Consider the following 13,770-nt stretch of genomic DNA (forward strand, 5'->3'; position numbering starts at 1 on the left):
TACCGCTTAAGGATTTAACTGAGGATCAGTTAGACCGGATTGAAACAAAGATAAATAATTTACCAAGGAAGTGCCTAGGTTTTAGGTCAGCCGCCGAGGCGTTTGGCGCTGAGATAGTCGCACTTCAAACTTGAATGAACCGATTGATATTCATTATTACCACGGAAATCATCAAGAAGTAATGCCTTCACTCCCGTTATCTCTCGTAATCGTTTTACATTTTTTGGATCAATAATTGTTAACTCCAATAATTCAAGAGCTTTTTCAACTGCATCATTGGACTGTAATTGATCACCTTTGTGTCGCCAATGAATTGCCATTTCTACATCACAACCAATATTCGCTAATTGTTCAATAGTAGAGAATTCAAACCAAGAATTTTTTGTAAAAGTTTCACGTATAATCTGCATATTTTTCCTTTATAGTTATGTTTTCAGTATAAATCAGGCACAAAGATTGGCAACCCAAAATACCCAAATCTTCGTTATAGTTATTGACTTTTTGTTGTTTTTAAACTACTATATTCAAAGAAATAATTACTGAATTTTATATAGTTAAAAAACCTCCAATCTTTGGGGGTTTTTTAATGCTCATTTTTTTCTACACAGTTATCACGCAATATGGTATGTCTAAAACATCTATCAAAAAACATCCGAGCCTATCCCTAAACTAATCCTTCGCGCTCATTCTGAACTTGTTGAAGAATAAAGCGCTTGATCCTTCAACAGGTTCAGGATGAGCGCAGCGAGTTAGGCTCTAAATTAAAAAGGAGTTCTCATGTTGATGATTAATGAAGACAAGTTTAATACACTGCTACTCTCGCTGAAATATATCTACGGATTAGTACCCATCGCCATTGGCCTTGATAAATTCTTCTTTTACATTGTTAATTGGAATATCTACGTAAGTCCTACCGTTATTCTCTATCTTCCTTCTATAATCACTCCTAAAATCGTACCAATAGTGGGAATCATAGAAATTATCGCAGGTATTATTATTTTGAGTAAATATACCCGTTTTGGCGCATATTTGGTTGCTGCATGGCTTGGTGTAGTAATTCTTAATTTACTTACCATAGGCGGCATGTACGATATTATTTTACGCGATATTGCAATACTCGTTGGCTATGTAGCGTTTGGTGTTTTAACAGAGCTCAAGGAAACTGCGCGTCAACAATAAGTTCAAAAAGATAATTTCCGCTTGGCCATTTTGAAAGACTCAGCGGAAATTATCTTTAATTAATCACACTTTTTAATTGATCTTTCTCAATTATTTTTCTCCATCTGATAATTTACTATAGTTGCGTTTCTGTTTTGTAAGTATTTTTTTACATCGAGAGGGTAATGGTGAAGGAGAACGCCTATTTTGCTCCTGAATTATTTTTTTTCGTGCTTCTGGCGTTAATCTTTCAGTTTCCGGGGCATACCACGGTCTTCTTTCTTCTGGACGCAATCTACCAAGCTTTGGTGAATTATTATCCATAGTCATCAACAATGCCGTATTGAAAAGAAATGGCGCAATAAATAGTAGAGCTGTATTTTTCATCAAATGACCCTTTCTTTATAAAATAATAAGCATAAAACCCCTATAGCCTACGCTATTTTCACCATTATTCACAAGTAATTCAACAGAAAATCAAAATTTTGCCAAAAAACAATACTACACTAATTACTGTTTGTTTTTTTGCGCATAAAAATAAACAGTTTATACTGTAAAGTAATGATTTTTTCAGATACCATAAAGGAATGTCTCAATGAATTATGATGTTTCAGCAATCGAAAAAAAATGGCAGAAGCGATGGAGTGAACACACTCCTGCAAAGACTAAACCTGCCAACGGCGAGAAGAAGTTTTACTGCTTAGATATGTTCCCGTATCCATCGGGCAGTGGCTTGCATGTGGGGCACTGGCGCGGATATGTACTTTCTGATGTATACACACGTATCAAATGGCTTGAAGGTTATAATATTTTGCATCCAATGGGATGGGATGCATTTGGTCTTCCTGCAGAAAATGATGCAATAAAAAAAGGTATTCAACCAAAAGAAGGTACCGCACACAATATTGCTCATTTTAAAAAACAACTGCAAGAAATTGCTGCACTCTACGATTGGGATAAAGAACTCAATACAACAGATCCTGATTACTACAAATGGACACAGTGGATCTTTTTACAAATGTTCAAAGCAGGCCTTGCCTACGAAGATCTTGCACCAATCAATTGGTGTTCATCATGCTTAACAGGTCTTGCCAACGAAGAAGTTATTGATGGTAAGTGCGAACGTTGTGGATCAGAAGTGGTGCAACGCGAAATTAGACAATGGATTTTAAAAATCACCGCATACGCAGAAAAATTGTTGCAAGGTCTTGATACACTTGAATGGCCAGAAAAAGTAAAATTGATGCAACGCAACTGGATTGGTAAAAGTGAAGGATTAATTTTCTCTTCTCCTGTAAAAGATTCTCACCTTGTGTTGGAAACATTTTCTGCTCATTTTGAAGCATTTTGCGCTGATACATTCTTAGTAATTGCACCAGATCATCAGTTGTTACCATATCTCATTGAAAAATCACCACATCGTGATGAAATCATGGCAATGTGCCATGAAATTGAACAAGACCGCATTCGTGACAAAGGAGCCGCAGGCCATGAACCTAAAGGTATTTTTACCGGATGCTACACAATTGATCCTGTTGGTAACGGAGAACTTCCTATTTGGGTTGCAAGTTTTGCGTTAGCTGATTATGGAACTGGTATTATTAAATGTTCTGCACATGATGAACGTGATTTTGCGTTTGCAAAAAAATATAACATCAAACTTAAAGCAGTATTATTCCCTGAAGATGCGCAATTGCGCAAACAAGTGGAAAATTTTGAAATCTGTTATACCGATATGAAAAATGGGATTCTCTCTGAACCAACTCTTTTTGCAGGGAGAAGGGCTGGTGATGTACGTGATGAAATAATCCGCTACTGTGAAAAAAACAATCTTGCGCGACGCACAACTAATTATAAATTACGCGATTGGATATTCTCACGCCAACGTTATTGGGGAGAGCCTATACCATTAATACATTGTAAAAAATGTGGCATTGTCCCTGTTCCAGAAGACCAGCTTCCCGTACTGTTACCAGAAATTGAACACTATCAACCAACAGGAACTGGTGAATCTCCACTTGCAGCAGTACACGATTGGGTACATGTTGCATGTCCACAATGTAACGGCCCTGCAGAGCGCGAAACAAATACTATGCCACAATGGGCAGGTTCATGTTGGTATTTCTTACGCTACCCAAACCCGCACTTGAAAGATAAACCGTGGGATGCTGCTGACATGAACTACTGGCTTCCCGTTGATTTGTATGTTGGTGGTGTTGAACATGCAATCTTACATCTTCTGTATGCACGCTTTTGGGTAAAAGTGTTGTATGATTTAGGCCATTTACCATTTGATGAACCATTCAAACATTTGTTCAACCAAGGCATGGTACTAAAATATTCAGAAAAATCTGGCCTTGTTGAAAAAATGTCAAAATCAAAAGGCAATGTTGTCAGCCCTGATGAAATGGTTGCAAAGTATGGTTCAGATGTATTGCGCATGTATATTCTTTTCATGGGTCCACCAGAACTTGATTGCGAATGGCAAGATAGTGGTATTGAAGGTGTAAAACGTTTTGCACACCGCGTGCACGATTATTTAGTTAAACAGTCAACTATATTGCCACAAGGTGAACAAGAAGACATTGCAGTTACTCGCCGCACACATAAATTGTTACAAGATTTTCAAGAACGTATTGATTTATTCAAACCAAACACTGCACTTTCTGCATTCATGGAATGGATTAATGATGTAACAAGTAACAATATGCGCTTGAGCCGTGATTCGGCAGAAAAAGTGATTGTTGTACTTTCTGTGATGGCACCGCATATGGCAAGTGAATTGCTTGAACAATTGTTTAATAAACAATTGCAAGATTGTTCTTGGTCATACGCAAATCCAGAATATACGTATGAAAATAATGTAGAAATAGTTATTCAAGTTAATGGTAAACATCGCGGTAACGTACAAGTAAAACGCGAATCTGAGCAATCAGTTGTTGAACCATTGACAAGAGTTGCTATTGCAAACTGGCTAGAAAACAAAGAAGTAGTCAAAGTGGTTTTTGTGAAAGACCGTTTGATTAGTTTTGTAGTGAGACAAAAAAAGTAAAAATAAAGAAAGCAAACTGTCACTATACAATTTGCTTTCTTTATTTTTTATAAAGGTGGTAGTGTTATTATAAAATCACCATAAAAAAAAGGAGATCCAATGCACACTTTGCATGCGAAAAGCAATCTCTTAATACTCTTTTTGTGCACGCTTCTCACCATACAACCCTTGAATTGCATGCCCCCACAAGAATTAAGCTTTGAACCATCGCAACCTTACGCAATTATCTGCTTTATATCTTTTTGCATAGGAGCTGCGCTTTGTGCTCTTATTCATAAATATTGCGTACATCAACCGGTAATTCAACCAATAAAAGACTCATCAGAAAAAAAAGAAGAGAAAAAAAAGATTTTTGATGCGCTCAACACAAATATACTCACCATAAAAACAGAACAACAAAAAATGGTTGATATCGTAACAGAACAAAGTGAAACGACCAAAAATTTTACCATAACTAATAATTGGATGCAGCTAGTACTCTGCGCTGTTGCATATCAAACATCTCTAGCAAAAAATGATCTATTGCTCAAAAAAGTAAAAAGAATAAGCAAAGAACGCAATGGCTATGTACCAGCACCTGTAGCATATTATTGGATGAATAAATATAAAGAACAAACAACTTTACTTGAAGAGTACAAACGGACATCAATGTCTACTGAAGCCCAATTATTATTTGGAAACAAACCAAAAGAACTTATCAAAGCTCCGTAAACACTATATAGTAATTCTAATAGCTCAACATACAATAGGAATGACTATGAACAAACAAATAACCCTAAAATAACTCGTCAACAAACTGATTAATATGCTGCGCAGTAACAGGATCACCCATTGCACGGTAGAATTTTTCATCATATTCACGTGTTTGAACAACAACAGGCATTGCAATTGCATGACCAAGCAATAGTGCCTGTTTTTTGGTGTCTAGAGAAGCTAAAATTGATCGTAATGCTGTTGCACCACTTACACCAGTCAGCACCGCCTGGATATCTTTTTCATCATTCAATTGTGCAACAATTTTGGTACCAATTTGAGAAATTATTTCTGGATCAATACCAGAAGGCCGCTGATCAACAACCAGCAATGAAACATAATATTTACGCATTTCTCGTGCAATTACGCCAAAGATTGTTTGGCGTGCAGCTTGCGGATTTAAAAATTTATGCGCTTCTTCAATAGTAATCAATAATTTTTTTGGTTCATCATGCTTTTGTTGCGACCCCAAAAATTTTTCAGTTTTAGCAACATACTCAGAGTGAATACGGCGAGAAATAATATTGGCAATCAACAAATACACAAATGTGGAAGTATAATTACCAAACTCCACAACAATATTGATGCCTTTATCAATAAATTCCATCATCTGATCGATAACCGGTACATGCGCACCTTTGTGTAACGGCTTAAAGAATGGTAAACGCTCAATGCGTTTTAATTTTCTATATAACGCAGCAATTGATTCTGGATGCGCACCAATTGATTGTGCAAATTCTTTTAACGTCTCTCCCTGATTGAGTAGCACGTATAACCAATCCTGTTTATATTGTGCAACAATCAAATATGCAGCTTCAATTGCCGTTGAGTGGAGATTAAGTTCATCTTGTAAAGACAGTATATCTTCCACCTGAATTGATTGGTACGAAAGCACAATATCAACATCGGGGCTGCCGCCACGGCGACGAGTTGAATCGGGATCCAGTGAAAAAATAGCAACGCGGTCAGGGAACAATGTTTTTAGCCCTTTAACAAATGATTGATGTTCCGATTCTTTACGTGCTTGCAGACCATATTCACTGTGCATATCGAAAATAAGGTTAATTGCTTTATCGTTCTTAATCAGTCCGGCCAATACTAATCGCGTTAAAAACGTTTTTCCTGTCCCTGTTTTACCAAAAATACCATTGCTGCGTTCAGTTAATTTTTCTAAATCAATGCACACAGGCGTATCCATATCAAGCGGACAGCCAATGCTAAAATATTTTTTACTGATATGCGCTTCATCACCAAAAATAAGCGCTACATCTTTTTTATCTGCTTCGTGAACTACTGCAAAGTGAGCAGGAATAGTTTTAACCGGCGACGGTTTGTCATCTTGAGTAAGCATCAGCATTGGTTTTAACGTAGCAGTCGCATAGATGTCGCGTTGTTTTAATAACGATGTGAGCAATTTTTCTTCTGGTGTGGGCGGATACAGTAAAATATCAGGATGTGTAACTTCTAACGTCAGATCAGTAATGAGTGAAAAAAAGGTATGAGATTTACCCTTGATAGAAACAAACTTACCTGTTTTTATTTCTTCAAGCGAAGTATCAGGAGAAATGCGAATGACCAAACCTTCCGTCAGTGAACCGGATATGATATGGCCAAGAATTTTTTTCATGACCACATCTTCGTACTTATAATTATTAATTTACTCATCATTACTCTCCGCGCTCATCAGTTTAACCCCTTGTTTCGATTCTCTTCACATGGGGACCCCCAATGGAGCTCTTAGCGGAATTGGGGATAATTAAGCGCGCTTTGACCCTTCAACAAGTTCAGGGTGAGCGCGAGGAAAAAAATTATCCAGAAAAATAACGCTATTAACCTTCTTGGCTAATAAGTGCAGTTGCACTTGTTCTAGTTACTTCCAAAAAACCTGGACGAACAAGACGAATTATTTTTTTTTCATCCGTATCCAAAACAAATGAAAAATCAGAACCTGCAATAAGAGAGAGAATTATCGGCGCATGATTGGGTTTTACTATCAATGTACCAGATGGCGTATGCGCTTCAATCCATTGCACCGTATATTCATACTTATGTTGCGGACTGACTACTGCTAACTTCACGCGCAAACCTCTTTATACTTGTAACAATTTTTCAGTTTTTTGCAGAACTTCTTCAAGCGTGCCAACCATGTAAAACGCTTCTTCTGGCAAATGATCATAATCACCGGTTAAGATTTTTTCAAAATCCTCAATCGCCTTTTCTCGTGATACGTAGCGCCCCGGCATACCTGTAGCAAACTCTGCCGTAAACAATGGTTGCGTTAAGAATTTTTGTATACGTTTTGCACGTTTAACAATAATTTTGTCTTCTTCCGCTAACTCTTCCATACCAAGGATAGCGATCACATCTTGCAACTCTTTATATCGCTGCAAAACATTTTGAATAGTACGCGCAACACGATAATGACGTTCTCCAATAATATTTTCTTGCAAACCTTTTGAGTTAGATACCAACGGATCAACAGCAGGATAAATACCAAGTTCTACCAATTTACGAGAAAGAACAGTGCTTGCATCCAAATGGATAAATGTTGTTGCTGGCGCCGGATCAGTGATATCATCGGCAGGAACATACACTGCTTGAATTGAAGTAATTGAACCATCAACAGTACTTGTTATGCGTTCTTGAAATGCACCCATTTCAGAAGCAAGTGTGGGTTGATAACCAACAGCGGAAGGCATTCTACCAAGAAGCGCCGAAACCTCTGAACCTGCTTGTACAAATCTAAAAATATTATCAATAAATAACAGTACGTCTTTTTTTTCTTTATCTCTAAAATATTCTGCCATGGTAAGTCCCGTAAGACCAACACGCAAACGTGCACCAGGCATTTCACCCATTTGACCAAACACAAGTGCCGTTTTATCAAGGACACCTGTTCGTTGCATTTCTAGCCACAGCTCATTTCCCTCACGCGTACGTTCACCAATACCGGTAAACACTGAAACACCGCCATGTTCTGTAGCAATATTACGGATGAGCTCTTGCACTAAAACTGTTTTACCAACACCCGCACCACCAAAAAGTCCAATTTTTGAACCTTTGATATATGGACACATAATATCAATAACTTTGATCCCTGTTTCTTGGATCTCATTTTTTACTTTGATACTGGTAAATATGGGAGCTGATTTAAAAATGGGCCATTTTTCTTCTGTTTGAATTGCTGGTTTACCATCGATCGGGTTGCCCAGTACATTAAAAACGCGCCCCAGAACTTGTCTACCTACCGGCACTGTAATAGGAGCTCCGGTGTCAACAACTTCCAAACCACGGGTAATATTAAAAATATTTTCTATCGCTATGCATCGCACTGCACCATCACCAAGCTGTTGTTCAACTTCTATGCTTGCCTTTTTTTGCGGCTCGCCATTCCGTTGCGGAAAAATAATATGCAGCTCATTAAGAATATGTGGTGTAGATTCATACGGAAATTGGACATCAACAATAGTGCCTGTTATGCCAAGGACATAGCCACTTTTTGTGTTGTGTGGGGAAGCAGTTTTTGCAGTATTTTCGAATTGATTCATTATGATGCACCTTGTGCATAAAAATAGTGTAAATCCTACGTAGTATTTAACCTAAACCATGTATTGTTCTTTGTAAAGAAGAGGGTATTACAAACTTCATTTTTTTAGAGTATTTGGCGATGCTTTCATAATAATCGCCTGAATCACGTCATGATGCTTTTGAATATCCGCGGCAACTTTGTTTGCCAAATCAATATCATACACGTGAGTGGTTAAATTTCTGTCTTCTATCAAATCAACAAGTTGAACAGTTTCTTCTCTATTGGTAAGTCCTAAAGATAAACATTCCTGAAATACTTTGCGAGGAGAATCAATAGCAACTCCACGCACTGCAATTACATACTCTCGTAAATACTTCCATAGCAAATCGTACGTTAATTCAAATCGTTTAATCAAAGAGTCCCGTATGAGATCTATTGTCTCGCAATCAGCATTTTCATCAGCCAACGCCTCTTTATATTTTTCTATAGCAGTAGCTAGTCGCCGATGAATTTTTACTAAGTTGTTATATTTTTTCTCTAATTTTTCCATAGCACGCCTTCCTTCAAAATAAATTCTTTCATAGCTGCAGGAATTGAATGCATATCTACCACATCAATTTTTTCAGGAAGATTGAGTCCTTCAAGCACGCCACGAGCTTTGGCAACTTCTCTTAACTCCATCTCTCTTCCTAAATCAATTGCTACATCGATGTCAGATCGTTCTGTATGATCTCCACGAGCGCGAGAACCAAACAAGTAAATCGTTGCCGTTGGAAATAGAACAGTAAGCAATTGTACCATTGTCTCTTCTTGCGGAACATTATGAGATAGTTGTGTCATAACATAATACCTTGTAATCTAAATTCATTTATATCGATACATTTTAGGATACCATCATTCGTATCATTCCCAAGAAAATAAAATAAGAGCACTCTGAAAATTATCAGAACGCCCTTATTTTTAAAATCAATATTATTATTTTACACGCAGCATGTTTTCATATTTTTTGTACACAGCAAGATCTTTGTCCGAATAAAGCACAAATCGCACTTCATTAAAAACTCCTGGGTGTGTTTTTACAAAATCACTCACTGCTGCAAATGCAACGGGCGTAGCTTCATTAATATCATAACCAAATATTGCCGTACTAATCGCAGGGAAAGCTATGCTCTTTAAGCCATTATCTTGAGCAACTTGCAAACTATTGAGGTATGCATCGCGCAATAACTGCTCTTTGTTGGGAGTATCACCACGAGGTCCTGTTGCATGAACTATTTTCTTAACACCTACTTTTTCCAAATTAAATGCTGGAGTAATTACCGCCTTACCCGTTGGGCAACGCTTACCGCCAGACATTATTGGCATTGCATGAGAATATTTTTGCAACTCTGGTCCAGCTGCTTTAGCAATTGCAGCAGCAACACCACCACCATGACTTAAATCTTCATTTACAGCATTAACAATTGCATCAACTTTTTGTTGTGTAATATCACCTTGCACAATCGTAATACGCGTTCTGTTAATCCTTCGTGGCCTTGGACCATTCGTTTTTTTAACGTGCTGCACTTTTTTTATGTCTTCAGGTGGCAATTTTTCTGCTGGCGCAGGAATTGCAGGAGTAATTTTTTTTAATGGAGATGGCTGGACATCCTGTTGTACAGGTACTGCAGCAGGTTGGCCCCCTACTCCCCTAGCCACTACAGATCCAATACTTAAAAAAACCATAATAGAAACGATAGCTTGTAAGAACTTCATACATTATCCTTTTCACTATAAAAATACCTCTACCATTTTTAGCTATACATAGAGCTTATCCGAAAATTCAAAATTATCTAAAATCTTTAATTTTATCCCTGCGCTCGTCAGCTTAACCCATTTCCAGTTCCTTCCAATGGGTACCCAATTGAAACGAAGTGAAGATTGGGTTAAAAAGGATATCCCCGAGCGCTCGAAGATATCCTTCAACCAGCCTTCGTCAAGACTTCGGCCGGCGCAGTCCGCCATAGCTTGAGCGACGGCGGGCAAGTTCAGGACGAGCACACAAGAAATTGACCAGAATAGGAGCTTAATTAATTTTCGGATAAGCTCATAAAAAACGATTGGTTAATGAACAAAAAGAAAATTTTTTTATGGTATCACGATTCGCCAAGATTCACATCAAAAGTAATATCATTTTTGGCATTGCCTATTTCATGCATTGTTACCGTAAAATTCGGTCGATAATCTGATGATTTTACAAAAATAAGCCACTCATACTGTCCACCAGATTTAATTATTACTTTTTTATGCAATGTTTTTTCTTTAAGATCTTTGCTGATACGGTGATTCATAACAGCAGATTTTATGCCTTGTGCTAAGAATATACAGCCTAAAGGAATCGCAACAACAGCTGCACCTAAAAAAGGAAGAAGTACAACACCGGGAGTTCCAACAGGAAACGTCACTATAGAAGTAATGGTAAATGGAAGAGCTGCAATAAACCCACTTACAGCCGCCCCTGAAAGACGAGTAATAGTATTTGTTTTTTTGATCAATACATTAACATCATGGAATAACATTTGTGGAATACAAATTCCATTAGGAGAAATGATATAACGTTTACCGCTTAAGTTATGAACAGAGAGATAGATTATTTCAATGTCATCCAACAATGCAGTTCGTCCATCAAAAAAATAATATTTTTCTGCGCAGCTAAATTGTTTTGCGCGAACAGTAATGCCTTGTTCAGTTTGTGTATAAGCAAAATAATTTTTAAATAATTGCAATGGTCTACGCGTATAACTTGATACTCTCATGCACCCAGGCAACAGCACCAGGGCTGCTAAAAAGAGACCTAAAAACTTCTTGTTATTTTTCACCTCAAACCCCCACCCAAATTTTCTTGTTGGATTTTAATAAGATTTATGATTAATAATAATTCTTATTTATAATACAGGATGGTTTAGATATGCGCAAAAGCCCTCATTAAATGGGACAAAACCTCAAAGACTCCGTTCGTTCTGAGTAGTCCTACACCGCTCGTCCTGAGTGTTTTTGTCCTCAAAAATGTATCGAAGGATGAGAATGAGAGTTTTAGGTAGCCTGGTCAAAGAAACTAACCGGCAAATTGATAAGTATAAAACTTGTTTTATTCCGTACCCTTCGATACATTTTTACTATGTAAAAACACTCAGGGCGAGCGGGACAGGAGGTATCGTATATAATTTCAGCAAAGAACTACGATTCTTCTTGCTACAATAAAAACTCCCCCTTAAAAGGAATAAAAATGGACTCTCTAGTGCTTGAATATGAACACACCTGCCAAGTTGACAGTAGTGAACTCAACACCTTACAAGATAAGCTATTGCCAGAAATTGAACGGATTTGCGCTGCTCATACAACTGGTTACAACTCCGACTATGCATCAATAAACCTTCCCTTTGATGCAGAACTATTACAAACAATATGCGCAACGGTAAAAGAAAAAAAACAGCTGCATCCAACAACATTAGTTGTAATTGGCATAGGTGGATCAAACCTTGGCACCATTGCAATTCTAGAAGCATTACGAGGAAAGTTTTATAACGAAGCACACGAAATTAAAGTATATTTTGTTGACACTGTTGACGCCGACCACGTACATGACATTGCACAATTAGTTGAACACGAACTTATAACAGGCAACAATATTGTTCTCAACGTGATTAGCAAATCGGGCACTACAACAGAAACGATTGCCAATTTTGAAATCTTTCTTGAAATTCTTAAAAGTCACCGTCCCTATAATTATCATACATTTGTAGTTGCAACAACGGATCACAGTTCTGCTTTGTGGCAACTTGCACAACGAGAAGAGTTTACACTTCTTACCATTCCAAACCGTGTTGGTGGAAGATATTCGGTTTTTTCAGCAGTTGGATTGTTTCCACTTTGTTTTTTAGAAGTTGACTGTAAAAAATTACTTGAAGGCGCTCAAAATGGTTTTGCAATGTGCACACAAAAAACTATTGCTTCCAACCCTGCTGCACTAAGCGCAGCTATTATCGGAACTCATTACAATCGTGGTAATATCATTCACGATACATTTCTTTTTTCTGTCGCACTTGAATACTGTGGTGCATGGTACCGACAACTATCCGCCGAAAGTCTTGGAAAAGCTTTCAACAAAAATAACGAACGTATCAACACAGGTGTTATACCAACAATTTCCATTGGCAGTATTGATCTGCACTCTGTTGCACAACTCTATTTGGCGGGACCATACAATAGGTTTACAACGTTTGTAAACGTGGAAAAAAATAAGTCGGAAGTAACACTTCCAAACTATCAAGAATTTGAATCACTTGTGCCACAAATTCAAACAAAATCACTCGCAACAATCATGAATGCTATTTTAGAAGGTACAAAAAAAGCATATCTTCACGATAATCGTCCTTTTGTAACGTGCAAGCTGCCAGAAAAATCTGCGTACTATATTGGCCAATTTATGCAGATTAAAATGATTGAGATTATGTACCTTGGATACCTCTTGAACGTTAATCCGTTTGATCAACCAGAGGTTGAGAGTTATAAGAAGGAAACGAAAAACATTCTGGCTAAAATGTAAGCCGTATAAAAAATAAGGAATACCCTTCGATACATTCTACTTCGCCAAGGCTTCGTAGAACACTCAGGGCGAGCGGAATTTGAGTATTCTTTTTCTCCGCTCGTCCTGAGTTTTTTTGTCTGCAAAAAAGTATCGAAGGATGCGGAAAGATAAAATAACAACTTATTTAAAACGTCAATCTTATAAAAAATGATGCACAAAATGCTGCTAATAAGTTACTCACCAACGAGAGTATAAAAAAATGTGTCACAAAAAAAGGGCGCCAGTAATTAATAATACAATAAAACAAACACTGCAATACCGATAAAATTCCACCCAAAATTAATGATGCATCAAGAGTACAATAGACATTAGGCACACCACCACCAATAAATTTCCATTGAAAAAAACTAATCAAAAGACATGAAACAAATCCAAAATATGTAACAATTGCAAAAGCATATGAACCTACGGTCAAAAATAATGCTGGCATAAGTCGCATACGGCCCATCAGAATAAACATGAACCACGTAAAAACAAGTCCCAACGTAAGCTGATACCAACCCCACGTCATCATCCACAATAGTTCATCAACAAAAAAAGTTACACATCGCATCAACATAGTTTTTCCTGTCTTTTAAACACATTCTTTCCAAATATAAAGGTGATCTTTCTTTTGACCCTTGTCAAACAACCAAAAACATTAGTATCTTG

General features: G+C 37.4%; 14 protein-coding genes. 4 read left to right on the forward strand and 10 right to left on the reverse strand.

Annotated features, from left to right (window positions below):
- Positions 1-86: 86 nt before the first annotated feature.
- Positions 87-410 carry a hypothetical protein gene (locus VJJ26_00025; protein ID HLC06548.1) on the reverse strand — a complete coding sequence of 108 codons (324 nt, stop codon included), beginning with the start codon at positions 408-410 and terminating at the stop codon, positions 87-89.
- A 367-nt stretch (positions 411-777) separates the two neighbouring features.
- Between VJJ26_00025 and VJJ26_00030 the strand changes: the two genes are divergently transcribed.
- Positions 778-1,179, forward strand: coding sequence for a hypothetical protein (locus tag VJJ26_00030; protein HLC06549.1), 402 nt, complete (start codon positions 778-780; stop codon positions 1,177-1,179).
- A 90-nt stretch (positions 1,180-1,269) separates the two neighbouring features.
- On the opposite strand, the gene VJJ26_00035 is transcribed toward VJJ26_00030, so the two are convergent.
- A complete protein-coding gene (locus tag VJJ26_00035; GenBank protein ID HLC06550.1) occupies positions 1,270-1,545 on the reverse strand; it encodes a hypothetical protein in 276 nt (91 codons plus the stop codon).
- Between the two features lie 208 nt (positions 1,546-1,753).
- Here VJJ26_00035 and leuS point away from each other — a divergent pair, with 208 nt between their 5' ends.
- Entirely contained in the window at positions 1,754-4,210 is a 2,457-nt protein-coding gene (gene leuS, locus VJJ26_00040) for a leucine--tRNA ligase (GenBank protein ID HLC06551.1), read from the forward strand.
- Between the two features lie 99 nt (positions 4,211-4,309).
- A complete protein-coding gene (locus VJJ26_00045) occupies positions 4,310-4,921 on the forward strand; it encodes a hypothetical protein (protein ID HLC06552.1) in 612 nt (203 codons plus the stop codon).
- A 64-nt stretch (positions 4,922-4,985) separates the two neighbouring features.
- Here VJJ26_00045 and VJJ26_00050 read toward each other — a convergent pair whose 3' ends face one another.
- The 7 genes from VJJ26_00050 to VJJ26_00080 form a co-directional block, all read right to left on the reverse strand.
- Complete coding sequence (locus tag VJJ26_00050; GenBank protein ID HLC06553.1) at positions 4,986-6,590, reverse strand: DUF87 domain-containing protein; 1,605 nt, start codon at positions 6,588-6,590, stop codon at positions 4,986-4,988.
- Between the two features lie 202 nt (positions 6,591-6,792).
- Positions 6,793-7,041 carry a hypothetical protein gene (locus VJJ26_00055; protein HLC06554.1) on the reverse strand — a complete coding sequence of 83 codons (249 nt, stop codon included), beginning with the start codon at positions 7,039-7,041 and terminating at the stop codon, positions 6,793-6,795.
- A gap of 12 nt (positions 7,042-7,053) precedes the next feature.
- A complete protein-coding gene (gene atpD, locus VJJ26_00060; protein HLC06555.1) occupies positions 7,054-8,511 on the reverse strand; it encodes a F0F1 ATP synthase subunit beta in 1,458 nt (485 codons plus the stop codon).
- A gap of 96 nt (positions 8,512-8,607) precedes the next feature.
- Positions 8,608-9,042: an HI0074 family nucleotidyltransferase substrate-binding subunit gene (locus VJJ26_00065; GenBank protein HLC06556.1), complete on the reverse strand. Its 435-nt coding sequence runs from the start codon at positions 9,040-9,042 to the stop codon at positions 8,608-8,610.
- Positions 9,030-9,332 (reverse strand): nucleotidyltransferase domain-containing protein, encoded by a 303-nt coding sequence (locus VJJ26_00070; protein HLC06557.1) that lies wholly within the window; start codon positions 9,330-9,332, stop codon positions 9,030-9,032. Before VJJ26_00070 ends, VJJ26_00065 begins: the two co-directional genes overlap by 13 nt.
- Before the next feature lie 135 nt (positions 9,333-9,467).
- Positions 9,468-10,247, reverse strand: a complete 780-nt coding sequence (locus tag VJJ26_00075) for a macro domain-containing protein (protein HLC06558.1) — start codon at positions 10,245-10,247, stop codon at positions 9,468-9,470.
- 380 nt (positions 10,248-10,627) lie between these two features.
- Positions 10,628-11,350 carry a hypothetical protein gene (locus VJJ26_00080; protein ID HLC06559.1) on the reverse strand — a complete coding sequence of 241 codons (723 nt, stop codon included), beginning with the start codon at positions 11,348-11,350 and terminating at the stop codon, positions 10,628-10,630.
- A 407-nt stretch (positions 11,351-11,757) separates the two neighbouring features.
- Between VJJ26_00080 and VJJ26_00085 the strand changes: the two genes are divergently transcribed.
- Entirely contained in the window at positions 11,758-13,077 is a 1,320-nt protein-coding gene (locus tag VJJ26_00085) for a hypothetical protein (protein HLC06560.1), read from the forward strand.
- 166 nt (positions 13,078-13,243) lie between these two features.
- Here the strand turns inward: VJJ26_00085 and VJJ26_00090 are convergent, their stop codons facing one another.
- On the reverse strand, positions 13,244-13,678 hold the full coding sequence (locus VJJ26_00090) for a hypothetical protein (GenBank protein HLC06561.1): 435 nt from the start codon (positions 13,676-13,678) through the stop codon (positions 13,244-13,246).
- Positions 13,679-13,770 lie beyond the last annotated feature (92 nt).

The organism is Candidatus Babeliales bacterium (assembly GCA_035288105.1).
GTDB lineage: Bacteria > Babelota > Babeliae > Babelales > Vermiphilaceae > SOIL31.

What these genes read in the sequence shown, in the direction of transcription:
- VJJ26_00025 (HLC06548.1), bottom strand. Translation starts at nt 410, where the DNA reads ATGCAGATTATACGTGAAACTTTTACAAAAAATTCTTGGTTTGAATTC.
- VJJ26_00030 (HLC06549.1), top strand. Translation starts at nt 778, where the DNA reads ATGTTGATGATTAATGAAGACAAGTTTAATACACTGCTACTCTCGCTG.
- VJJ26_00035 (HLC06550.1), bottom strand. Translation starts at nt 1,545, where the DNA reads ATGAAAAATACAGCTCTACTATTTATTGCGCCATTTCTTTTCAATACG.
- leuS (HLC06551.1), top strand. Translation starts at nt 1,754, where the DNA reads ATGAATTATGATGTTTCAGCAATCGAAAAAAAATGGCAGAAGCGATGG.
- VJJ26_00045 (HLC06552.1), top strand. Translation starts at nt 4,310, where the DNA reads ATGCACACTTTGCATGCGAAAAGCAATCTCTTAATACTCTTTTTGTGC.
- VJJ26_00050 (HLC06553.1), bottom strand. Translation starts at nt 6,590, where the DNA reads ATGAAAAAAATTCTTGGCCATATCATATCCGGTTCACTGACGGAAGGT.
- atpD (HLC06555.1), bottom strand. Translation starts at nt 8,511, where the DNA reads ATGAATCAATTCGAAAATACTGCAAAAACTGCTTCCCCACACAACACA.
- VJJ26_00065 (HLC06556.1), bottom strand. Translation starts at nt 9,042, where the DNA reads ATGGAAAAATTAGAGAAAAAATATAACAACTTAGTAAAAATTCATCGG.
- VJJ26_00070 (HLC06557.1), bottom strand. Translation starts at nt 9,332, where the DNA reads ATGACACAACTATCTCATAATGTTCCGCAAGAAGAGACAATGGTACAA.
- VJJ26_00075 (HLC06558.1), bottom strand. Translation starts at nt 10,247, where the DNA reads ATGAAGTTCTTACAAGCTATCGTTTCTATTATGGTTTTTTTAAGTATT.
- VJJ26_00085 (HLC06560.1), top strand. Translation starts at nt 11,758, where the DNA reads ATGGACTCTCTAGTGCTTGAATATGAACACACCTGCCAAGTTGACAGT.
- VJJ26_00090 (HLC06561.1), bottom strand. Translation starts at nt 13,678, where the DNA reads ATGTTGATGCGATGTGTAACTTTTTTTGTTGATGAACTATTGTGGATG.